This is a genomic window from Streptomyces sp. NBC_00158, assembly GCF_045160885.1.
Lineage (GTDB): Bacteria > Actinomycetota > Actinomycetes > Streptomycetales > Streptomycetaceae > Streptomyces.
Genome location: NZ_CP108161.1, coordinates 4,395,670 through 4,418,520 on the forward strand (window position 1 = coordinate 4,395,670; position 22,851 = coordinate 4,418,520).

The 22,851-nt window shown below is 73.4% G+C and carries 17 protein-coding genes and 1 riboswitch; of the genes, 12 read left to right on the forward strand and 5 right to left on the reverse strand.

Annotated features, from left to right (window positions below; genetic code table 11):
* The first annotated feature begins 165 nt into the window (after positions 1–165).
* A complete protein-coding gene (gene mfd, locus OG553_RS20350; protein WP_405980358.1) occupies positions 166–3,705 on the forward strand; it encodes a transcription-repair coupling factor in 3,540 nt (1,179 codons plus the stop codon).
* 26 nt (positions 3,706–3,731) lie between these two features.
* Positions 3,732–4,301 carry a GNAT family N-acetyltransferase gene (locus OG553_RS20355; protein WP_405980359.1) on the forward strand — a complete coding sequence of 190 codons (570 nt, stop codon included), beginning with the start codon at positions 3,732–3,734 and terminating at the stop codon, positions 4,299–4,301.
* Between the two features lie 13 nt (positions 4,302–4,314).
* Here OG553_RS20355 and OG553_RS20360 read toward each other — a convergent pair whose 3' ends face one another.
* From OG553_RS20360 to OG553_RS20370, 3 genes are all read right to left on the reverse strand, one after another.
* Positions 4,315–5,172 carry a hypothetical protein gene (locus OG553_RS20360; protein WP_405980360.1) on the reverse strand — a complete coding sequence of 286 codons (858 nt, stop codon included), beginning with the start codon at positions 5,170–5,172 and terminating at the stop codon, positions 4,315–4,317.
* 30 nt (positions 5,173–5,202) lie between these two features.
* Entirely contained in the window at positions 5,203–5,967 is a 765-nt protein-coding gene (locus tag OG553_RS20365) for a hypothetical protein (protein WP_405980361.1), read from the reverse strand.
* Between the two features lie 63 nt (positions 5,968–6,030).
* Positions 6,031–6,777 carry a hypothetical protein gene (locus OG553_RS20370; protein WP_405980362.1) on the reverse strand — a complete coding sequence of 249 codons (747 nt, stop codon included), beginning with the start codon at positions 6,775–6,777 and terminating at the stop codon, positions 6,031–6,033.
* A gap of 171 nt (positions 6,778–6,948) precedes the next feature.
* Between OG553_RS20370 and OG553_RS20375 the strand changes: the two genes are divergently transcribed.
* The 3 genes from OG553_RS20375 (at position 6,949) to OG553_RS20385 (ending at position 11,319) form a co-directional block, all read left to right on the forward strand.
* Positions 6,949–9,030, forward strand: coding sequence for an N-6 DNA methylase (locus OG553_RS20375; RefSeq protein WP_405980363.1), 2,082 nt, complete (start codon positions 6,949–6,951; stop codon positions 9,028–9,030).
* 106 nt (positions 9,031–9,136) lie between these two features.
* Positions 9,137–9,814, forward strand: coding sequence for a hypothetical protein (locus OG553_RS20380; protein WP_405980364.1), 678 nt, complete (start codon positions 9,137–9,139; stop codon positions 9,812–9,814).
* Positions 9,811–11,319 carry a protein kinase domain-containing protein gene (locus tag OG553_RS20385; RefSeq protein ID WP_405980365.1) on the forward strand — a complete coding sequence of 503 codons (1,509 nt, stop codon included), beginning with the start codon at positions 9,811–9,813 and terminating at the stop codon, positions 11,317–11,319. The genes OG553_RS20380 and OG553_RS20385 overlap by 4 nt, the downstream gene beginning before the upstream one ends.
* Before the next feature lie 70 nt (positions 11,320–11,389).
* On the opposite strand, the gene OG553_RS20390 is transcribed toward OG553_RS20385, so the two are convergent.
* On the reverse strand, positions 11,390–13,813 hold the full coding sequence (locus OG553_RS20390) for a YfhO family protein (RefSeq protein WP_405980366.1): 2,424 nt from the start codon (positions 13,811–13,813) through the stop codon (positions 11,390–11,392).
* Positions 13,814–13,990: 177 nt separating this feature from the next.
* On the opposite strand from OG553_RS20390, the gene OG553_RS20395 reads away from it, so the two are divergent.
* Both OG553_RS20395 and OG553_RS20400 read left to right on the forward strand, forming a co-directional pair.
* The gene (locus OG553_RS20395; protein ID WP_405980367.1) at positions 13,991–14,617 is read left to right on the forward strand and encodes a SurA N-terminal domain-containing protein; all 627 of its coding nucleotides are present in this window, start codon (positions 13,991–13,993) and stop codon (positions 14,615–14,617) included.
* A 28-nt stretch (positions 14,618–14,645) separates the two neighbouring features.
* Positions 14,646–15,659, forward strand: coding sequence for a nucleoside triphosphate pyrophosphohydrolase (locus OG553_RS20400; protein ID WP_405980368.1), 1,014 nt, complete (start codon positions 14,646–14,648; stop codon positions 15,657–15,659).
* Here the strand turns inward: OG553_RS20400 and OG553_RS20405 are convergent.
* On the reverse strand, positions 15,656–16,828 hold the full coding sequence (locus OG553_RS20405; RefSeq protein ID WP_405980369.1) for a globin domain-containing protein: 1,173 nt from the start codon (positions 16,826–16,828) through the stop codon (positions 15,656–15,658). The two genes, OG553_RS20400 and OG553_RS20405, sit on opposite strands and share 4 nt — an antisense overlap.
* A 197-nt stretch (positions 16,829–17,025) precedes the next feature.
* On the opposite strand from OG553_RS20405, the gene OG553_RS20410 reads away from it, so the two are divergent.
* From OG553_RS20410 to OG553_RS20430, 5 genes are all read left to right on the forward strand, one after another.
* A complete protein-coding gene (locus tag OG553_RS20410; protein WP_405983087.1) occupies positions 17,026–18,252 on the forward strand; it encodes a cytochrome P450 in 1,227 nt (408 codons plus the stop codon).
* A 139-nt stretch (positions 18,253–18,391) separates the two neighbouring features.
* Positions 18,392–19,447, forward strand: coding sequence for a transglycosylase family protein (locus OG553_RS20415; protein WP_405980370.1), 1,056 nt, complete (start codon positions 18,392–18,394; stop codon positions 19,445–19,447).
* A 275-nt stretch (positions 19,448–19,722) separates the two neighbouring features.
* Positions 19,723–19,895: riboswitch (cyclic di-AMP (ydaO/yuaA leader) on the forward strand.
* A 2-nt stretch (positions 19,896–19,897) separates the two neighbouring features.
* Positions 19,898–20,641: a transglycosylase family protein gene (locus OG553_RS20420; RefSeq protein WP_405980371.1), complete on the forward strand. Its 744-nt coding sequence runs from the start codon at positions 19,898–19,900 to the stop codon at positions 20,639–20,641.
* Positions 20,642–20,957: 316 nt separating this feature from the next.
* The gene (gene eno / locus OG553_RS20425) at positions 20,958–22,244 is read left to right on the forward strand and encodes a phosphopyruvate hydratase (RefSeq protein ID WP_042801000.1); all 1,287 of its coding nucleotides are present in this window, start codon (positions 20,958–20,960) and stop codon (positions 22,242–22,244) included.
* 89 nt (positions 22,245–22,333) lie between these two features.
* Positions 22,334–22,822, forward strand: coding sequence for a septum formation initiator family protein (locus tag OG553_RS20430; protein ID WP_405980372.1), 489 nt, complete (start codon positions 22,334–22,336; stop codon positions 22,820–22,822).
* Positions 22,823–22,851: the final 29 nt, after the last annotated feature.

Here is a 22,851-nt window from a genome sequence, read left to right on the forward strand (position 1 = left end):
GGGACGGCTCCCGGGCACCCGCCACACCCGCGCCGGAGCCGGAATGCCCCGCGCGGCCGGGGGAGCGGCGTCATAGGGTGGGAACCCCCGGCCCGTTCACGTGTCGGGCCCTTCGCGTTGCCCCGGCACCACCCCTCGCCCCTCACCGGATGGAAAGCCTGTCTCATGAGCCTGCACGGACTGCTCGACGCCGTCACCCGGGATCCCGCCCTCGCCGAGGCGGTCACCGCGGCCGGGGACGGCAACCGCATGCACGTGGACCTCGTCGGCCCGCCCGCCGCCCGGCCCTTCGCGATCGCCGCGCTGGCCGCCCGCACCGAGCGGACCGTGCTCGCGGTCACCGCCACCGGCCGGGAGGCGGAGGACCTCGCCGCCGCGCTGCGCTCCCTGCTGCCCCCCGACGAGGTGGTCGACTACCCGGCCTGGGAGACGCTGCCGCACGAACGGCTCAGCCCGCGCAGCGACACCGTCGGCCGCCGGATCGCCGTACTGCGCCGGCTCGCGCACCCGAGCAAGGACGACCCGGCCGCCGGGCCCGTCTCGGTGGTCGTCGCCCCCATCCGCTCCGTGCTCCAGCCGCAGGTCAAGGGGCTCGGGGACCTGGTCCCGGTGAGCCTGCGGCAGGGTGACTCCACCGACCTGGGCGTGATCACCGAGGCCCTGGCGGCCGCCGCCTACGCCCGCGTCGAGCTGGTCGAGAAGCGCGGAGAGTTCGCCGTGCGCGGCGGCATCCTCGACGTGTTCCCGCCCACCGAGGAGCACCCGCTGCGCGTGGAGTTCTGGGGCGACGAGGTCGAGGAGATCCGTTACTTCAAGGTCGCCGACCAGCGCTCCCTGGAGATCGCCGAGCACGGTCTGTGGGCCCCGCCCTGCCGCGAGCTGCTGCTCACGGACGAGGTCCGCGAGCGGGCCGCCGCTCTGGCCGAGGAGCACCCCGAGCTCGGCGAGCTGCTGAACAAGATCGCCGAGGGGATCGCGGTCGAGGGCATGGAGTCCCTCGCCCCGGTCCTCGTCGACGACATGGAGCTGCTGATCGACGTCCTGCCCGCCGGGGCGATGGCCGTGGTCTGCGACCCGGAGCGGGTCCGCACCCGTGCCGCCGACCTGGTGGCCACCTCGCAGGAGTTCCTGATGGCCTCGTGGGCGGCCACCGCCGGCGGCGGCGAGGCCCCCATCGACGTCGGCGCGGCCTCGCTGCGCGGGATCGCGGACGTGCGCGAGCACGCGCGCGAGATCGGCATGATGTGGTGGTCCGTGTCCCCCTTCGCGGCCGGCGAGGAGGACCTGGCCGGCGGCGACACGCTGAAGCTCGGCATGCACGCCCCCGAGGCCTACCGGGGCGACACCGCCCGCGCGCTCGCCGACACCAAGGGCTGGATCGCCGACGGCTGGCACACCGTCTACCTCACCGAGGGCCACGGCCCGGCCGCCCGTACCGTCGAGGTGCTCGGCGGCGAGGGCATCGCCGCCCGGCTGGAGCCGCGCCTGGCGGCGCTGGAGCCCTCGATCGTGCACGTCGCCTGCGGCTCGATCGACAACGGCTTCGTGGACCCGGCGCTGAAGCTGGCCGTCCTCACCGAGACCGACCTGACCGGGCAGCGCACCGCCACCAAGGACCTCGGCCGGATGCCCACCCGGCGCCGCAAGTCCATCGACCCGCTCACCCTGGAGGTCGGCGACTACATCGTGCACGAGCAGCACGGTGTCGGCCGCTACATCGAGATGGTGCAGCGCACCGTGCAGGGCGCCACCCGCGAGTACCTGCTCGTCGAGTACGCGCCCGCCAAGCGCGGCCAGCCCGGCGACCGCCTCTACATCCCGACCGACCAGCTGGAGCAGGTCACCAAGTACGTCGGCGGCGAGGCCCCGACCCTGCACCGGCTCGGCGGCGCCGACTGGACGAAGACCAAGGCGCGGGCGAAGAAGGCGGTCAAGGAGATCGCCGCCGACCTCATCAAGCTGTACAGCGCGCGCATGGCGGCCCCCGGCCACACCTTCGGCCCGGACACCCCCTGGCAGCGCGAGCTGGAGGACGCCTTCCCGTACGCGGAGACCCCCGACCAGCTCACCACCATCGCCGAGGTCAAGGAGGACATGGAGAAGTCGGTCCCGATGGACCGCCTGATCTGCGGCGACGTCGGCTACGGCAAGACCGAGATCGCGGTCCGGGCCGCCTTCAAGGCGGTCCAGGACGGCAAGCAGGTGGCCGTCCTCGTCCCCACGACCCTCCTCGTGCAGCAGCACTTCGGGACGTTCTCCGAGCGCTACAGCCAGTTCCCGGTCAACGTGAAGGCGCTGTCCCGCTTCCAGACCGACACCGAGTCCAAGGCCACCCTGGAGGGCCTCAAGGAGGGCTCGGTGGACGTGGTCATCGGCACCCACCGGCTCTTCTCGCAGGAGACCAAGTTCAAGGACCTGGGCCTGGTCATCGTCGACGAGGAGCAGCGGTTCGGCGTCGAGCACAAGGAGCAGCTGAAGAAGCTGCGCGCCAACGTGGACGTGCTGACCATGTCGGCGACCCCGATCCCGCGCACCCTGGAGATGGCGGTGACCGGCATCCGCGAGATGTCGACGATCACCACCCCGCCGGAGGAGCGCCACCCGGTGCTCACCTTCGTCGGCCCGTACGAGGAGAAGCAGATCGGCGCGGCCATCCGCCGCGAGCTGCTGCGCGAGGGCCAGTGCTTCTACATCCACAACCGGGTCGAGTCCATCGACCGGGCGGCCGCGAAGCTGCGCGAGATCGTGCCCGAGGCGCGGATCGCGACGGCCCACGGCCAGATGTCGGAACAGGCCCTGGAACAGGTCGTCGTCGACTTCTGGGAGAAGAAGTTCGACGTGCTCGTCTCGACCACGATCGTCGAGTCCGGCATCGACATCTCCAACGCCAACACCCTGATCGTGGAGCGCGGAGACAACTTCGGCCTCTCCCAGCTGCACCAGCTGCGCGGCCGTGTCGGGCGCGGCCGCGAGCGCGGGTACGCGTACTTCCTGTACCCGCCGGAGAAGCCGCTGACGGAGACGGCGCACGAGCGGCTGGCCACCATCGCCCAGCACACCGAGATGGGCGCCGGCATGTACGTGGCGATGAAGGACCTGGAGATCCGCGGCGCGGGCAACCTGCTGGGCGGCGAGCAGTCCGGGCACATCGCGGGCGTGGGCTTCGACCTGTACATCCGGATGGTCGGCGAGGCGGTGGCCGACTACCGGGCCGCCGTCGAGGGCGGCGGGGCGGAGGAGGAGCCGCCGCTGGAGGTGAAGATCGAGCTGCCGGTCGACGCGCACGTCCCGCACGACTACGCGCCCGGCGAGCGGCTGCGCCTCCAGGCGTACCGGTCCATCGCTGCGGCGAACTCCGAGGCCGACATCAAGGCCGTGCGGGAGGAGCTGACGGACCGCTACGGCAAGCTGCCCGAGCCGGTGGAGAACCTGCTGCTGGTGGCGGGGCTGCGGATGCTGGCGCGGGCCTGCGGGGTCGGTGACATCACCCTCCAGGGGCCGAACATCCGCTTCGGGCCGGTGGAGCTGCGCGAGTCGCAGGAGCTGCGCCTCAAGCGGTTGTACCCGGGGACGGTCCTCAAGCCGGCCACCTCGCAGGTGCTGGTGCCGCGGCCGAAGACGGCCAGGGTCGGCGGGAAGCCGCTCGTCGGCCGGGAACTGCTGGCGTGGACCGGGGAGTTCCTGACCACGATCCTCGGCTCGTAGCGCCCGGCCGTGCCTATCATCGGCTGATGATCACGCCGACGACCCTCCGGTCCGCCGCGACGGCGGACTTCCCGGCCCTGTTCCTGCGCCCCTGGCGGGAGGACGACGTCCCCGCGCTCGTGGAGGCGTACGCGGATCCCTTCCTGCGGCGCTGGACGGCGGAGCCCCTGGACGACGCGGCCGGCGGGCTGCGCTGGGTGGCGGAGCAGCGCCGGGGCTGGGAGGCGGGGGCGCGGTTCGCCTTCGCGGTGCTGGAGGGCGAGCCGGGCCGGCTGGTGGGCGGCGCCGTCCTCAAGAGGGGCGCGCCGGAGGCCCCTTCGGCGGAGGTCGGCTACTGGACCGCCGCCCGAGCCCGGGGCCGGGGCGTCGCACCGCGCGCCCTGGAGGCCCTCACGGCTTGGGCGTTCGAGGCCTTCGCCGGTTCCGGTCTGGAACGCCTCGACCTGCTGCACCAGGAGGACAACGGGGCCTCCTGCCGCGTGGCGCAGAAGAGCGGCTACGTCTTCCGCGCCGTCCTCCCGGCGGCCCCGCCCGAGTTCCCGCTCAGCGGCCACCTGCACGTCCGGGCCGCAGGGCCGGCACCGGCCGGGGTCTGAACGGGCGGGCGGTTCAGACCTGTTCGCCCACCGCCCCGCCGGTCTTCGAGAGGTCCAGGACGTCGGAGTCCTTCGGCGAGGCGGTGTCGACCGGTACGTCGAAGGCGGAGAACAGCACCGCGCCCGTGGTGTCGCCGCTGATCGACGACTTCAGGATGTAGGGCATGCCCCGCGTCGCGATCCAGTCGGTCTGGGTGCCCTGCCGGGCGGGGGAGATCACGGCCAGGGCCGGCTTGCCGTCGACGGTGCCCGTCTCCCCCTTGCGGGCGAGCGGGCTTCCCTTGCCGAGGTCGTCCGTCAGCCGGCCGAGGTCGCAGCTGCCGGTCATCGGGGCGGCGCGCGGGTCGGTGGCGGGGAGCTTCACCCAGCGGCCGGCGAGCACGGCGACCATCTGGTCCGTCTGCTTCTGGGAGGCGTGCTTCTGCTTGGCGGCGCCCCGCCAGTAGTCGGCGTCGCCGCGGAAGTGGACGAGTTCGGAGGACTTGATGATGTCCATCGTCCCCATGCCGTCGAGGCGGACGGCGCCGTTGCAGTTGCCGTTCTTGTCGAGGGAGAGGTCGATCTTCATCGGCTTGGACTCGTACTCCACCGTGGCCGTGACGTGCATGGACTGCGCCTTGCGCGTGACCTCACCGGCCCGGCCGAGGATCTCCGGCCCCGACAGGTCGGTCAGCGCCCGCCCGCCCTTGGCGTCCGACGGGCCCGAGGGCGCGGCCGGCCCGGACGCGGACGCGGCGGGCGACCGGTCGGCGCGGGCCCGGCTGCCGACGTCGGAGGCCCGGCCGTCGCCGGGCACGCACGCCGTCAGCCCGCCGCCGATCAGGGCCGCGGCGGCGAGTGCCGTCGCGGTGGTCTTCGTACGGCTGCGCATCTCGGTTCCCCCTGGAGCGGCGATCGGTTCTCAGGTTCCGAGGGTAGGCGCCGGCTGTGACACGGCCCCGGTCGGGCGCACGCCGTCGTATTCGACCCTGCCGTGGTCGTTCGCCGACTGGTGCCAGTGCTTGCTCAGATAGGGCACCCCGTCCAGCAGGACGTGGTCGGTGATCTCCGTGCCGCCGGGGATCCTCGCCTTGAACACCGCCACCGGCTTGCCGTTCTGGTACGTGTCCGGTTCGCGGCGGACGTCGGTCAGCTCCGCCGGGTCGGGGCGGGCCGCCGTGCACAGGGCGCGGAGGTGTGCGACCGAGGGGTCGGAGGTCCTGGCGTCGATCCATCCCTGGTCGGTGTCGGGCGACTTGGGGGGCGTGGACGCGAACTGGTCCTTGAGGAAGCCCTCGTCGCCCCTGAACGACAGCCTGCTGCCCTCCATGAGGATCTCTCCCGTCCCGGCGCGCATGACCGTGACGCTGCCCCAGCAGTCGCTGTCGCCCTCGAAGGTCAGGCCGGCGCTCATCTGGCGCTCGCCGATGGTGCGGCTGATGACCGCGTTCTTGGTCCCGGCCTTCGCCGTCTCCTCGTACGCGGCGCGCAGGACGGCGGCCGGGTCCTTGCCGGCGAGCGGGTCGGGCGGCGTCGCGGAGGCGCTGGGTGACGCCTTCGCCGCCGCGTCGGTCCCGGTCCCCGTCGCGGGGCCGCAGCCGGTGGCGGTCAGCAGGGCCGCGAAGGCGAGTGCGGTCGCGGTCGCGGACATGCCGGTGGACATGCCGGTGGGCATGGTGGTGCGCATGAGCTGGTCCCCCCTGGGATCGTTCAGGACCCGGAGGGTATCCGGTCGCACTGGAGTCCGGAGTCAGGACTTCTTCCAGGTCGCGCAGCCCGTGGTCTTGAAGTAGCCGTCCTGCGCGGAGACCGTCACCACGGCGGGGCCGGTGGGGTTGTCGTTGGCGGCGATGGAGTCGATGTCGTGTGCGGCGTTCTTGGCGCGCTCCCAGTAGCAGCCGGCCGAACCCGCGGCGGGGCCGGTGGACTTGTAGGTGCCGGGGGCGAGGTCCAGGCCCACCTTGAACATGCCGCCGTCGCCCGCGGCCTCGGTCTTCGGGGCGTCGGACACGGCCTTCGGGTCGACGGTCTCCCAGTCGTTGCAGCCGGTGGACTTGAAGAGCTTGTCGCCCGCCTCGACGGTCACGTAGCTGGTGCCGACGACGTTGTCGTTGGCGATGATCGACTCGACCTCGCCCGAGGCGTCCTTGGCGCGCTCCCAGTAGCAGCCCAGACCCTTGTTGCCGGTGGTGCGGTAGGTGCCGGGCTGGAGGTCCGAGCCGACCTGGAAGGTGCCGCTGCCGCGCATCGCCGCCTTCTTGCCGTCCTTCTTCGGCTCGGACGGCTTCGCGCCCGTCTTGCCGCCGGCCGTCTGGCCGCCGCCCGGCTTCGGGCTGCTCGACGCGGCCGGCTTCTTCGCGCCGGTGTCCTTCGAGCCGCCCGTGCCGCCGCCCCCGGTGCAGGCGCCGACCGCGACGAGGGCGACGAGCGCGCCGGTGCCCGTGAGGACCCGGTGGCGGGCGGTCCGGCTGTGGCGCGGGGTGGAGGACTGGGACATGGGTGTGCTCCTGTCTCGGATCTCTCGGTGCGGCCGGCGTGCTCCGCTGGTTGACGGGATCATCACAACAGAGGCTGTGAACCGAGTCAACACGATTCACGGGATTGATTGGATTCACGCTGTGAAGCGGATCGAAGTGGATTCCGGGCTGTGTACCGGTATGCTCCCGGCATGCTGGAGGAGAACGTCCCCGAGGTCACCGCCGCCGAGATCGCCCGCCTGGCCGGGGTCGGCCGGGCCGCCGTGAGCAACTGGCGCCGCCGCCACCCCGACTTCCCCAAGCCCGTCGGCGGCACCGAGACCAGCCCCTCCTTCGCGCTGCCCGAGGTCGAGGCCTGGCTGCGGGCCCAGGGCAAGCTCGCGGAGGTCCCGCTGCGCGAACGCGTCTGGCAGCAGATCACCGCCCACCCCGGCGGGGCCGTCGCCGCGCTCGTCGAAGCCGGAGCCGCGCTGCTCGTCGTACGCGACCGCCCCGCGCAGTGGCTGGAGCTCGCCGCCCTCCCCGACGACCGGCTCGCCGAGCGGCTGCCCGCCGTACGGGACGAGGCGCTCGCCGCCCGGCTGGGAGCCGGCCACCCGGTGGCCGTGCGGCCCGCCGCCGGATCCCCGGCCCTGCTGCGGGCCGTCGCCGAACTCGCCGCCGGACTCGGTGCCCGCCAGGCCTTCGAGTTCCTCCTCGGCCGCCACCTGGAGGCCAACCCCCGCCAGTACACGCTGACCCCCGACGGCTGCGCCGAACTCATGGCCGGACTCGCCGGACCCGGCGTCCGCACCGCCCTCGACCCCGCCTGCGGCACCGGCAGCCCGCTGCGCGCCCTCACCGGCGCCGCCGTCCTGCACGCCCAGGACGCCTCGCCCGAACTGGCCGCGCTCGCCGCGCTCCGCCTCGCCCTGCACGGCTCCGCCCAGATCCGCGCGGCCGCCGCCGACAGCCTGCGCGCCGACGCCTTCCCCGACGCCGCCGTCGACGCCGTGCTCTGCCACCCCCCGTTCAACGAACGCAACTGGGGCCACGAGGAACTCGCCTACGACCCGCGCTGGGAGTACGGCTTCCCCGCCCGCACCGAATCCGAACTCGCCTGGATCCAGCACGCCCTGGCCCGCCTGCGCGAGGGCGGCACCGCCGTGCTCCTCATGCCGCCCGCCGCCGCGGCCCGCCGCTCCGGCCGCCGCATCCGCGCCGACCTGCTGCGCCGCGGCGCCCTGCGGGCCGTCGTCTCCCTCCCAGCCGGCGCCGCGCCCCCGTACGGGATCCCGCTCCAGCTGTGGGTGCTGCGCAGGCCCGCCCCCGGCGGCGCCGCCCCGGCCGGGCTGCTGCTCGTGGACACCGCCGGCCTCGACCCCGACGGGCCGGCCCAGGCACGGGCCGCCTGGACCGACGTGCGCGACGCCGTCCTCGGCACCTGGACCGCGTACGACCGCACCGGCGCGACCCCCGAGACCCCAGGCGTCAGCCGCGTCGTGCCCGTCATCGAGCTCCTCGACGACGACGTCGACCTCACCCCCGCCCGCCACCTCCCCCCGCCCGCCGCCCGCGGCGGCCTCGCCGAGCTGGCCGCCGTACGCGAACGCCTCGACGCCACCCTCGCCCGCGCCGCCCGGCTCACCCCGCCGCCCGCGTCCCCCGCCGGACCGGCCGGCCCCGCCGCCTCCCTCCCGCAGACCACCGTCGGCGAACTCGCCCGCGCCGGAGCCCTGCTGCTGCGCGCCGGCACCGGCACCGGCAGCGGCGAGCTCCCCGTCCTCACCGAGTACGACGTCTACGCCGGAACCGCCCCCTCCGGCACGGTGGCCGCCACCGCGCCCGCCGGCTCCGGCGCCACCGCCGCCCCCGACACCGGCGAGACCCTCGTCGCCGAACCCGGCGACGTCGTCGTCCCCGTCGTCGGCGCCCTCTCCGCCGCCCGCGTCGTCACCGAGGACCCCGCCAGCGGGGCCGGCGCCGTCATCGGCCGCAACCTCCAGCTGCTGCGCCCCGACCCGGCCGCCCTCGACCCCTGGTTCCTCGCCGGGTTCCTGCGCGGCACCGCCAACACCCGCCGCGCCAGCAGCCACGCCTCCACGGCCACCCGCCTCGACGTGCGCCGGCTCCAGCTGCCCCGGCTGCCCCCGGCCGAACAACGGCGCTACGGGGCCCGCTTCCGGGCACTCGCCGAGTTCGAGGACGCGCTGAGGCTGGCGGGACGCCTGGGGGAGCAGCTCGTACAGGGCATGTACGACGGACTGTCGGACGGCAGCGTCACACCGCGGTGACCGTGCTGCGACCCTGCAACGGTTGGGTCCATCCCCTCACGAACGGCCGGAAACGCTGTATACGCTTCGAGCCGTCACCTTTCCGCACGGCCCGTCAGGAGCACCGATGCACGGCCCCGGCATCCCGCCGCAGCAAGGCCTCCACGGCCACCGGCCCCTCTCCGGGGCCGCGATGACGCTGCGCGTGCTGTTCACGGCGCTTCCCGTCCTCACCTGCGGGTTCTTCGCCTGGGGCTCGATGGTGCGGCTCGCCATCCTCACCCGCAAGGGCCGGGACTGGGCGCTGCTGGTGCTGAGCCTGGTGCTCTCGGTCGTGTGGATCACCTTCATCGGGCTCGACCCGACGGAGAAGACGAACGGCTGGCAGGGCAACCTCGGCGCCGGTGGCTCGATCTTCACCGGCTTCGCGATCTGCGTGTACTACCTCGTCGCCGACATCAAGCACCACGAGGCCAAGGCCCTGGCCCCGGCGCCCGCACCCTGGTACCCGCCCGCGCCGCAGGCCCCGTACGCCCAGCCCCACCAGCCGCACCAGCAGCTCCACCAGCCGCAGCCGCCCCACCAGACCACCCCCGGCTACGGCTACCCGCCGGCCGGACGGCAGGACGCCCGCCCGCCCGTCCCCCCGCAGCAGCCCGCCACGCCCCCGCGCCTCGGGCAGGTCCGCGCCGAACTCGACGAGCTCAGCGAACTCCTGCGCCAGCAGAACCCGCCCCGGCCCCCGCAGCCCGGCGGCCCCTACCAGGACCCCAACACCACGGCGTTCGAGGACCCCCAGCGGTGACCGAACGCCTCATCGGCGAGCGCTACCAGCTCGCCACCGTCCTCGGCCAGGGCGGCATGGGCCAGGTGTGGACGGCCTACGACCGCCGCCTCGACCGCCGCGTCGCCGTCAAGCTGCTGCGCCCCGACAAGGTCGCCGGCCCCGGCACCGTCGCCGAGGAGCTGCGCCGCCGCTTCGTGCGCGAATGCCGCGTCACCGCCCAGGTCGACCACCCCGGCCTGGTCACCGTCCACGACGCGGGCAGCGACGGCGACGAGCTGTACCTCGTCATGGGCTACGTCGAGGGCTCCGACCTCGCCGACCACCTCGCCGAGCACGACCCCTACCCCTGGCCCTGGGCCGTCGCCGTGGTGGCACAGCTGTGCGCCGTGCTCTCCGCCGTGCACGCCGTCCCGATCGTCCACCGCGACCTCAAGCCGCGGAACGTGATGGTCCGCCCCGACGGGACCGTCCTCGTCCTCGACCTCGGCGTCGCCTCCGTCATGGACACCGACACCACCCGCCTCACCAGCACCGGATCCCCCATCGGCAGCCCCGCCTACATGGCCCCCGAACAGGCCATGGGCGGCGCGGTCGGCCCCTACACCGACCTGTACGCCCTCGGCGTGCTGCTGTACGAACTCCTCAGCGGCGGCGTCCCCTTCGCCGGCACCACCGCCCTCGGCGTCCTCCACCGCCACCTCTACGAACCCCCGGCCCCGGTGCGCCCGCTGCGCCCCGAGATCCCCCCGGAGCTGGAGGCCGTCCTGCTGCGCCTCCTCGCCAAGGACCCCCAGGACCGCCCCGGCTCCGCCCAGGAGGTCTACGAGGCCCTCGTGCCGCTGCTCCCGGCCCCCGGCAGCCGCCTCCCCTCCGGCCCCCTCGACCCCACCCGGCCCTTCCTGCGCCCCCAGGCGCCCTGGCCCGACCGGGCCGCCGCCGTGCCCCCGCGCCCGGCCGCACCCCCGGCGCCGCCCCGCCCGGACATCCCCGGCGCCGTCGACGAGGCCCGCAAGCTCCTGGACCAGGGCCGGCTCACCCAGGCCGTGGACATCCTCGGCAACATCCTCCCGGCCGCCGCGGCCGAGCACGGCGAGCACTCACCGGTGGTCCGCAGCCTGCGCAAGCAGTACGCCGCCACCCTCATGGACGACGGCCAGTACCGCCGCGCCCTGCCCGAACTGCGCCGCCTCGCCGAACAGTTCCCGGCCGGGGACCCCCAGTCGCTGCGCTTCCGCTACGACGCCGCGCAGTGCCTGGAGCAGCTCGGCGAACCGGCGGCGGCCCTCGCGGAGTACCGCTCGCTGCTGCCCCTGTTCGAGAACCACTACGCCAACCCGGACCCGGGCCTGCCGCTGGAGGTCCGCCGCCGGATAGCGCACCTGCTGCTCTCCCTCGGCGACCGCCCCGCCGCCCACGACACCCTGGTCCGCCTCCTCTACGACGCCGACCGCGTCCACGGGCCGGCGCACCCCCTCCCGGTCGAGATCCGCCGCACCCTGCAATGGCTGGGCCAGGTGCGGTGACCGACCCCGGGCGGCGCTCCCGGGAACGGGCCGGCGCCCGCCCGGTCTCCGGCGGCCCGCACGCCGAGGACTACTGCACCGCCGCGTCCGAGGCCGCGCCCGGGCGCAGCTGACGCCGCCGCAGCGCCAGCCCGGCCAGCACGAGTACGGACACCCCCGCCACCCCCGCCCCGGCGGGCAGGCCCGGCGGGCTGAACCCGCAGGTCACCGTGGTGGTGCGGCCGTCAAGCGGGACGGCGAGCAGCCCGAGCCGGGACCGCCCCGGGCGGCCCTCGCAGCTCCAGCCCGCGATGGCCGGCACCGACACCACCGCCGTGCCCGTGCTGCCCGGCGGCAGGGTCGCGGTCAGCCCCGACGCGGTCACCCGGACGCCGGCGGCGGCCTTCGCCCGCAGCCCGGCGACCGCCGCGCCCAGCCGGGCCCCGTCCAGGCAGGACAGCGCCCACTGCGCGGGGGCCGGGCGGTCGAAGACGAGCTTCGAGGCGGCACCGCGCGAGATCCCCAGCGACTGGAGCGCCGCCCGGTTCTTGGGCGGGTTGCCGTTCAGCTTGAAGGGCCGCCCGCCCGCCAGCCGGGCCGTCGCGTTGTACTCCGGCGCCCACAGGAACGCCTCCGTCCCCGCCCGGCAGATCCCGGGCGCGACCGGGTCCTCGTACACCTTCGCGCCCAGCAGCAGCTCCTGGTTGGCGAAGGGCGACTCCCCGTACGCCCCCGGCACCTCGGCCGGCTGCACGGTGACCAGCGGCAGGGCCTCGGCGCGGGCGACCGTGCCGTCGGGCTTCAGCCGGGCGCCCACCGCGAACAGCGCGTCCGTCACCGGGTTGTCCAGGCTCTGCACGCTGCGCCCGCGCGAGGTCGAGCCCGCGCCGAGCGCCGTCATCGTGCGCGTGAACACGTCCGGGGTGTGGCTGCTGTAGTACGAGCCGCCCTCACCGCCCAGCAGCATCGGGTCGTTGCCCGACAGCGCCGGCCGGCCCGCGTCGGTCCGGTACGCCGGCCAGCCCTCCGCCCCGGCCAGGGCGCGGGCGCGCGCGGTGTGCGACCGGTTCCAGGAGGGGTAGTCGTCCAGCCCGGCCAGCTTGCCCTTGTGCCCGTACGCCGTCGTCGCCGCGGCCTGCGCCACCAGCACCGCCGCGAGCAGCCCGGCGGCCGCCGGCCGCAGCCGCCTCCGGCCCAGCGCCCGCCAGGCGGCGGCGGCCGCGAGGAGCCCGCCCGCGAAGAGCGCGTACCCCCACGTGGTCACCAGCCCGCTGCCGCCCGCCCACAGCGCGGCCGCCGTCAGCAGGCCGGCGCCCGCCGCGAGCGCCCGTACGCCGGGAACGCCCGCGGCGAGCCCCGTCCAGGCGGCGATCACCGCGAGGCCGGCCAGCACGAACGTCTGCCGGTACGCGCTGCCGTTCGGGGTGGCGAACAGGTGCCACAGCAGATGGGTCGGCTCCCACTGCAGGGACAGCGCCACCGCCGCCACCAGCCCCGCCCACCAGCAGCGGGTGCGGACCGGCAGCGCCCGGTGGAACGGCAGGGCCGCCACCAGGAGGAGGGTTCCGGTGCCGACGAACACGGCGGGGGAGTTGAAGGAGTACGTGGCCGGCATCAGCCGGGCGAAGAAGTCGGACCACGGCACCGGCCCGAACTCCTTGGACCAGCCCGGGTAGGCCTGCTTCGTGCTGAGGAACAGCGGCACCAGCACCGGCGCCGCCAGCCCGATCCCCAGCAGGGTCGTCACCGCCGCCCGCCCGACCACGAGGGCCCGCTCGCGCACCCCCTCCCGGGTCAGCACCACCCGCACCACCAGCACCAGGGCCGCGCCGAGCGTGGCCATGTACGCGGTGTAGAAGTTGGCGGTCCACCCCACCGCGACGACCAGCACCCCGAGCACCGGCCGCCGGCCGCGCAGCGCCCACTCGCCGGTCAGGCACAGCAGCGGGAAGGCGACGAGCCCGTCCAGCCACATCGGGTTGTACGCGGCCTCGATCACCGACCACCCGCACAGCGCGTACGAGGCCCCCAGCAGCCCCGCCGCCCACCACGGCCCGCGCCGCTGGCTGCGCAGCAGCCACGCCATGGCGGCGGCCGCGGCCGCCGTCTTCAGCACGGTCACCACGTACACCGCGAGGTCGATGTCCTCGCGCGGGAACAGCGCGACCAGCACGGCGAACGGGCTCGTCAGGTACGTCCCGAAGTCGGGCAGGAAGCTGGTCCCGTACCCGGACTGCCAGTTGAACAGCAGCCCGCCCCCGGCCCGCCCGTGCAGCAGGTCCCACAGGTGGGCGTGGAACGGCACGAACTGGTTGCCGAGGTCGTTGACGCTGCGGTGCCGCGGCCCGTACGGGAACACCCGCGCGACGGCGTCCCCGCCGCACACGGCGACGACGGCGACGACCGAGGCGGACACCGCCCCGAGGAGCGAGTCCTTCCGCCCGGAGGGCCGCACGGCCGGCGGGCCGGCGGGACGCCCGGGAACCCGGCGCGGGGCGAGCTGCGATGTCGGCATGGTGCACCGACGATCTCAGGAAGGAAGGACTCCGCGGTGACCGGGGGGTGAACTCGCACCCCAACACCACCGGAATCGTTGGTCGAACCGGTGGCTCGGGCCACCCTGACTGCATACCATCGATCACCGCAAGGCCCTTGTGCACCGAAGCACAATCTCCCGGCCCTGGAGGCTCCTTTGCACCGTCGCACTGCGCTCTCCGTCTCCGCCGTCCTGCTCGCGGCGGCCCCCCTGCTGACCGCGTGTTCGGGTGAGACCCGGCCCGGTACCGCCGCCGTCGTCGGGGGTGAGCGCATCACCACCTCGGCGCTCCAGGCCCAGGTCGGTGACGTGCGCGCCGCACAGAACAAGTCCGAGCAGGGCGCACAGCTGATCGGCGCTACCGCCGGGCTGGAGCGGCTGAAGCTGAACAAGATGATCCAGAGCGCCGTGCTGGAGCGGGCCGCGGAGGACGCCGGGCTGAGCGTGAGCCCCAAGGAGGTCCAGGACGTCCGCAAGGCGCAGATCGAGCAGCTGGGCGGGGAGAAGGAGCTGAAGGACGCGGCGCTGCAGCAGGCGCAGCTGGCGCCGGGGCAGATCGAGGCGGACACCCGTTTCAAGCTGCTGCGGGACAAGCTGTTCGCGCACTACGGCAGCCAGGACAAGGCGCTGGCCAAGCTGGCGGAGGCGGCGAAGGCGCTGCACATCGAGGTCAACCCGCGCTACGGCCGCTGGGACGCGCAGCAGATCCTGCTCGGGGACCAGGAGACGCCGTGGATCACCCAGGTGACCCGTCCCGAGCAGGCGGCACCCGCCGGAGCCTGACGGCCGCGGGCGGGGGTAGGTTCGGGGGGTGAACGACACCCCCGCCTCCGCCGCCGCTCCCGCCGAGCCCACGGGCCGGATCGTCCTGCTGACCGCCAGCCACCGGGTCGCCCCTGGGCTGCTGTCCTGGCCGGCCTGGCAGACCCTGCACGCCGCGGACCGGGTGCTGTGCGCGGACCCGGGCCACCCGCAGCTGCCGTACCTGCGCGAGGCGGGGGTCGAGGTGGCGCACGAGGTCCCGGACGCGCACGCGCTCGTCGAGGAGTGTGCCGGGGGCCGGACGGTCGTGGTGCTGCCCAGCGGCGAGGGTGACCAGCGGCTGACGGACGGGCTGGCCCGGCTGGCCGGCTCGGGCCGGGTCGCGATGCCCGACCTGGAGCTGCTGCCCGGTTCGTACGACCTGCCGGGGGCGCGGCTGCTGGACCTGGTGCAGATCATGGACCGGGTGCGCCGGGAATGCCCCTGGACCTCGCGGCAGACCCACGAGGGGCTGGTGAAGTACGCCATCGAGGAGGCGTACGAGCTGGTCGAGGCGATCGAGGACGGGGACCGGGACGCGCTGCGCGAGGAGCTCGGCGACGTGCTGCTGCAGGTGGTGTTCCACGCGCGGATCGCCGAGGAGGAGGGCGGCGGCGAGGAGGGGGCCGAGCCGTTCTCCATCGACGACGTCGCGGGCGACCTGGTCGACAAGCTGGTCCGGCGCCACCCGCACGTGTTCGGGGACGCCACGGCCCGGTCCCCGGAGGACGTCAGCGCCCACTGGCAGGCCACCAAGGCGGTGGAGAAGCAGCGGGACTCGGTCACGGACGGGATCCCGCTGGGCCAGCCGGGCCTGGCGCTGGCGGCGAAGCTCGCCGGGCGGGCCCGTACGGGCGGGGTGGCCGTGGAGCTGCCCCGGGGCGAGGGCATCGGGTACGAGCTGCTGGAGCTGGCGGCGCGCGCCGAGGCGTCGGGGACCGATCCGGAGACGGCGCTGCGTGCGGCGGCCCGGGTCTACCGGGACGCGATCCGGGCGGCCGAGGGCGTCGAAGACACGGCCTAGTCCCGCGGGGCGCGGGCCGAGGGGTCGTGCCAGTGCGGGGACGGGCGGTGCAGGAACCACTCGCCGAAGCCCAGGGGGCGGGTGCGCTGGGAGCCGGCGACGGGGACGGCGTCGTGGAAGAGGCGGTCGGGGCGGGCGCCCAGCTCCTGGAGGAGGTGGGAGGTCTCCTCGAGGAACAGGGCCGGTCCGCTGAGGTAGACGTCCTGTTCCCGCCAGAGCGCGCGGTTGCCGAGGGCGGTGGCCAGCCGGTCGGTGGCCTGGTTGCGGTGCTGCCCGGGGGCGGGGGTGATGTAGGTGACGCCGAGCCAGCGGCAGGCCGCGGCGTGCCGGTCGATCAGGGGCCGGTCGTAGAGGTGCGCGGAGTCCCGTGCGACCACGAAGAGGCGTACGTCGTGGCCGGGAGGGTGCTGGAGGAGTTCCTCCAGCAGGGCGCGGACGGGCGCCCAGCCGGTGCCGGCGGCGATGAGGGTGAGGGGGCGGTCCTCGCGGCGCAGGGTGAGGCGGCCGCCGGGGGCGCCGAGGCGCAGCACTTCGCCGGGCAGGACGTCGCGGACCAGGGCGGTGCTGAGCCGGCCGCCTTCGATGCGGCTGACGTGCAGGTCGACGGTGCCGTCGGGGCGGGGGGCGTTGCCGAGGGAGTAGGTGCGCCAGGTGGTGGGGACGCGGGCGCTGCTCACGCTGACGTACTGGCCGGGCCGGTAGGTCAGCGGGGTGCGCGGTGCGAGGGTCAGTACGCCGATGTCCTCGCCGTACTGGAGGTGGCGCACCACCTCGGCCTCCCACCAGGGGGGTTCGTCGCTGTCGGCGGCGCCGGCCGTCATGGCGTCGGCGATGAGCTGGTAGGCCTCGTACCAGGCCTTCTCGACGGCCGGGGTCCAGGCGTCGCCGGAGGTCTGGGCGAGGGCGGCGACCAGGCTGGTGCCGACGGCCGCGTAGTGCTCGGGGCCGACGAGGAACTTGCGGTGGTCGCGTCCGAGGTCGCGTAGATAGGGGACGAGGGTCTCGGCCTCCAGGTGGGCGACGACATGGGTGAGCGCGGCGAAGAGCCGGTCGCGCTGGCGTTCCATGTCCTCGGCGGAGGCCGGGAAGAGTTCGCGGAGCCCGGGGTTGTGCCAGAAGAGGTGGGAGTAGAAGTACTTGACCGCGTGCTCGGCCCTTCTCTCCACCACCGCGAAACTGCTTTTCAAGATCCTCACATCCACAGAACCGAAAGTAGGAATGTCGCAGAACCCGGCGTCAAGTGATGTCCGATCTGCGGACAGCCGCGACGAAGCGGCCATAAGGGATGGCCGGTGGCGAGCCGGGATACGGTCGACGGGTGCACGATCAGACCTCCGCCGCCCAGCCCGATCCTTCCCTCCCGGAGATGCCGACGCTCTTCGACTGGGAGTTCGCGACCGACCCGTACCCGGCCTACGCCTGGCTGCGCGAGAACTCGCCGGTGCACCGCACCCGGCTGCCCAGCGGGGTCGAGGCGTGGCTGGTGACCCGGTACGCCGACGCCCGCCAGGCCCTCGCGGACCAGCGGCTGTCCAAGAACCCGGCGCACCACGCGGAGCCGGCGCACGCCAAGGGCAAGACCGGGATCCCGGGGGAGCGCAAGGCGGAGCTGATGACGCACCTGCTGAACATCGACCCGCCGGACCACACCCGGCTGCGGCGGCTGGTGTCGAAGGCGTTCACCCCTCGGCGCGTGGCGGAGTTCACCCCGCGCGTCCAGGAGCTGACCGACCACCTGATCGACCGGTTCGCGGCCAAGGGGGAGGCGGACCTCATCCACGAGTTCGCGTTCCCGCTCCCCATCTACGCCATCTGCGAGATGCTCGGCGTACCGCGCGAGGACCAGGACGACTTCCGCGACTGGGCCGGGATGATGATCCGGCACGGCGGCGGGCCGCGCGGCGGGGTCGCCCGCTCGGTGAAGCAGATGCGCACCTATCTCGGGGAACTCATCCACCGCAAGCGGGATGATCTGGGCAATGACCTCATTTCAGATCTGATCCGGGCAAGTGATCACGGAGACCATCTGACGGAGGCCGAGGCCACGGCGATGGCCTTCATCCTGCTCTTCGCCGGCTTCGAGACGACCGTGAACCTCATCGGCAACGGCATCCACTCCCTCTTCATGAACCCGGACCAGCGCGAGCGGCTCCAGGCCTCCCTCGCCGCCGGGGAGAGCGCGCTGCTGGAGACCGGCGTCGAGGAACTGCTGCGCTACGACGGCCCCGTGGAGCTCGCCACCTGGCGGTTCGCCACCCGGCCGCTGGCCCTCGGCGGGCAGGACGTCGCGGCGGGGGACCCCGTACTGGTGGTCCTCGCGGCGGCCGACCGCGATCCGGAGCGGTTCGCCGAGCCGGACACCCTGGACCTCTCCCGGAGTGACAATCAGCACCTCGGGTACGGCCACGGGATCCACTACTGCCTCGGCGCCCCGCTCGCCCGTCTCGAAGGGCAGACGGCACTCGGAACTTTGCTGAAGCGTCTGCCGGATCTGGAACTTGCGATTCCCCCTACTGACCTGCGCTGGCGCGGCGGACTCATCATGAGGGGCCTGCGCACCCTCCCCGTCCGCTTCACAGTCCCGAACGAATGAGGCCGCGAGCGAAGCGCGACTGACCGGAAGTCAGCCTGGAAGCCGGTCCGGAAGTCGCTCCCCCGTCGAACTTGTGACATCCGTTCGAAGGCGGCTAGGTTCTGCCGTTACCCCGCCGTTATGCGAAAGGTGCAGTCTCATGCTTCCCGGGAACGGCCGCCACAGACGCCCCCGCCAGGTACCCGCGATCGTCGTCACCGCAGGAGTCACCGGCTCCGCGCTGGCCATGCCGCTGCTCGCCGCCACAGGTGCGAACGCGGCCGACACCGCCACGTGGGACAAGGTCGCCGACTGCGAGAGCGGCGGCACCTGGAGCGCGAACTCCGGCAGCGGCGCCTACGGCGGCCTGCAGTTCACCCTGGAGCAGTGGCGCAACGCCGGCGGCCTCGCGTACGCGGAGCGCCCCGACCTCGCCAGCCGCTCCCAGCAGATCGCGGTCGCCGAGCGGGTGCTGGCCTCCCAGGGCCCCCAGGCGTGGCCGCTGTGCTCCGCCTCGGCCGGACTGACCCAGCAGGGCCCCGCCCCCGAGGTGGACCCCGGTGACAAGCTGGAGCCCGGGCCCGTCGCGCCGACCAAGGGCCGCCCCGACGGCTCGGTGCCGAACGCGGGCAAGGGCAAGCCCTCCACGGACTTCGGGGCCCCGACCCCGGCGCCGAACACCCCGTCCAACCCGAGCGGGCTGCCGGACTACCCGCTGGGCCCCTCCAGCGGACTGCCCGTCATGCCCGCGCCGGACTTCACGGTCCAGCCCACGACGCCCGGCACGGCCACGCCCACCCCGGGCACGCCCACCCCGGGCACGCCCACGCCGACGGCGCCGGGCACCCCGACCGCTCCGGGCGTCACCCCGACGGCCCCGGCCACCCCCGGCGCCACCCCCACCCCGGGCGTCACGCCCACCGCCCCGGCCACCCCGGGCGACCCGACGGCCACCCCGTCCGCCGGGGCGACCGACGGCTCGGGCAAGCACCGCGGCCCGGCCGCCATCGAGGTGCCGGCGGCACCTGGCACGGCGTCAGTGCCCGCCGGGGAGCCCGTCTACACCGTGAAGCCGGGCGACAGCCTTTCGGACATTGCGAAGGCCAAGGGCGTCAAGGGCGGTTGGGACGAGCTCTACAAGGCCAACGAGCAGGTCATCGGTGGGGACGCGGACCTCATCAAGCCCGGACAGAACCTGGATCTAACCAAGAAATAGAGGGCAGTTCGGGCATCCATTAAGAGTTGAATGTCCGTTATCGCCAAATGAGACATGCATCTCTTCCGGACAACTGGCGTGTCTCGTTCCGGAACTGTTGCAAACCCGCCTCTCACCTGCACAAACGTGCTCCCGAGAGAGGCAAGTAGGCCGGTTTCTCCCCAAAATCACACGTTGAACATCGGGGAGAGACCTGTCTACCTTCTGAATCGCTCGCCACCGCGGGCTCCTTCGACCGCATCGCCGAATCCTGCCGGCGGACGGAGGGAACAGTCGTCGCGCAAGCGCCGAAGGCAGGAGCGGGGGAACCAAGGTAGGCGCCGGGAAAGGCCGTTGAGAGACGGCCCGCGTACCGGCTAGGGGTGAAGACACGCGCCGCGCCGCGTGACCGGGCAACTCATCCGCCCGAACCCGACAGCTCACCTCGAAGGCGTCGGTGAGGAGAACTCCATGCTGCTTTCCGGCAAGGGCAAGCACCGCCGCGGCTCCAAGGCCGTCCGCATCGTCACGCTCGCCGGTGTCGCCGGTGTCGCCGTCGCGGCCCCGCTGATGGCCGCCGGCACCGCCAGCGCCGCCACCGCGGCCGAGTGGGACAAGGTCGCCGCCTGCGAGTCCGGCGGCAACTGGTCCATCAACACCGGCAACGGCTACTACGGCGGTCTGCAGTTCTCCGCCTCCACCTGGGCCGCGTACGGCGGCAAGGCGTACGCCTCGCAGGCCAACCAGGCCACCAAGGGCCAGCAGATAGCCATCGCCGAGAAGGTCCTCAAGGGCCAGGGCAAGGGCGCCTGGCCGCACTGCGGCGTCGGCCTGTCCAACTCCTCGTACAACGGCGGCGGTTCCACCACCCCGTCGAAGCCCGCTCCGGCCAAGCCGGCCCCGGCCAAGCCCGCTCCGGCCAAGCCGGCCCCGGCGAAGCCCGCTCCGGCCAAGCCCGCCCCGGCGAAGCCGTCCACCTCGACGACCGAGACCAAGGGCTCCGGCAACGGCTCGGGCAACTGGACCCCGGCCAAGCCGTCGACCGGCACCCCGGCGACCGGTGGCACCTACACGGTCAAGGACGGCGACACCCTCGGCACCATCGCCGACGCCAACAAGGTCAAGGGCGGCTGGGAGAAGCTCTTCGAGCTCAACAAGGACACCGTCTCCGACGCCGACCTGATCTACCCGGGCCAGAAGCTGAAGCTCGCCTGAACGTCCGCGTAACACTCGCGGCACCCCGCAGCATCCCCACCGCCCGGCGCGTATCCCCCCACGCGCCGGGCGGCGGCGTGTCGTCCTCCAGTGCCCGCATTCCGGAACCGGAGCGCCGACCTCCGCCGTCTCCTCTCTCGTCAGGCACGCGAATTCAGGGGCCCTATGTCCCGGAAGGCGGGTATTCGGCCCCTTTTTCGTCCCAGGACCCGGGCGGTCGGGCAGCCCACACCCCGGAGCCGGTTAGGCTCTAGTCGGCAGGGCCGTCCCACGGCCCACACGCCACCGCACACCCAGCGTCACATCCCAGAAGGAGATGCTCGTGCCGTCCATCGACGTCGTCGTAGCCCGGGAAATCCTGGACTCCCGAGGCAACCCCACGGTCGAGGTCGAGGTGGGCCTCGACGACGGCAGCACCGGCCGTGCTGCCGTTCCGTCCGGCGCCTCCACCGGTGCCTTCGAGGCCATCGAGCTCCGTGACGGTGACCCCAACCGTTACATGGGCAAGGGCGTGGAGAAGGCCGTCCTCGCCGTCATCGAGCAGATCGGGCCGGAGCTCGTCGGCTACGACGCCACCGAGCAGCGCCTGATCGACCAGGCCATGTTCGACCTCGACGCCACCGACAACAAGGGCTCGCTCGGCGCCAACGCCATCCTCGGCGTCTCCCTCGCCGTCGCGCACGCCGCGTCCGAGGCCTCGGACCTGCCGCTGTTCCGCTACCTCGGCGGCCCGAACGCGCACCTGCTGCCCGTTCCGATGATGAACATCCTCAACGGTGGGTCGCACGCCGACTCCAACGTGGACATCCAGGAGTTCATGATCGCCCCGATCGGCGCGGAGTCCTTCTCCGAGGCGCTGCGCTGGGGTGCCGAGGTCTACCACACCCTCAAGAAGGTCCTGCACAACAAGGGCCTCTCCACCGGCCTGGGCGACGAGGGCGGCTTCGCCCCGAACCTGGAGTCCAACCGCGCCGCGCTCGACCTCATCATCGAGGCCATCAAGCAGGCCGGCTACACCCCGGGCAAGGACATCGCGCTCGCGCTCGACGTCGCCGCGTCCGAGTTCTACAAGGACGGCAAGTACGAGTTCGAGGGCCAGTCCCGCTCGGCCGCCGAGATGACGGACTACTACGCCGAGCTCGTCGAGGCGTACCCGCTCGTCTCCATCGAGGACCCGCTCTTCGAGGACGACTGGGCCGGCTGGAAGACCATCACCGACCGCCTGGGCTCCAAGGTCCAGATCGTCGGCGACGACCTCTTCGTCACCAACCCCGAGCGCCTCGCCCGCGGCATCGAGGAGGGCTCCGCGAACGCCCTGCTCGTGAAGGTGAACCAGATCGGTTCCCTGACCGAGACCCTCGACGCCGTCGAGATGGCCCAGCGCAACGGCTTCAAGTGCATGATGTCGCACCGCTCCGGTGAGACCGAGGACGTCACCATCGCCGACCTCGCCGTCGCCGTGAACTGCGGTCAGATCAAGACCGGCGCCCCGGCCCGCTCGGACCGCGTCGCCAAGTACAACCAGCTGCTGCGCATCGAGGAGATCCTCGACGACGCGGCCGTGTACGCCGGCCGCAGCGCCTTCCCGCGCTTCAAGGGCTAATCGCGCTCAGCCTCCGTACGTCCCCGCACTCGGTCCCGTACCGTGTGCGGGGACGTATTGCGTAGTGCGCGCACAGGGGAGGCGGGGCCATGGCCGGGAACCGGGATCGGTTCTCCACCTTCTCGACGGCGACCCGGCTCAAGCAGCTCGGCGAACGGACCGCGGCCCACGTCTACCGCTCGCAGTCCCGCCGGCACATCCGCCGCAGCCGGCTCACCGGCCGCGCGGCACTGCTGGTCCTCGTCCTCTGTACGCTGGTCGTCGCCCTCGCGTATCCGATGCGCCAGTACGTCTCCCAGCGCTCGGAGATCACGGACCAGCAGCGGGCCGCGGACACCGCGCGCAAGCGCCTCGAACAGCTCCGCGACGAGAAGGCCCGCTGGCAGGACCCCGCCTACGCGGAGCAGCAGGCGCGCAAGCACCTGCACTTCCTGCGCCCGGGGGAGATCGGCTACATCATGACCGACCCCGGGGCCGCGGCCCCGGACCACCGCCGCGGCGGCCAGGACGGTTCCGACCGCCCCTGGTACTCCAACGTCTGGGACGGCGTTGACAAGGCCGACCGCCCCGGCGAATGACCCACTGACCCACCCATCACGCACGACCG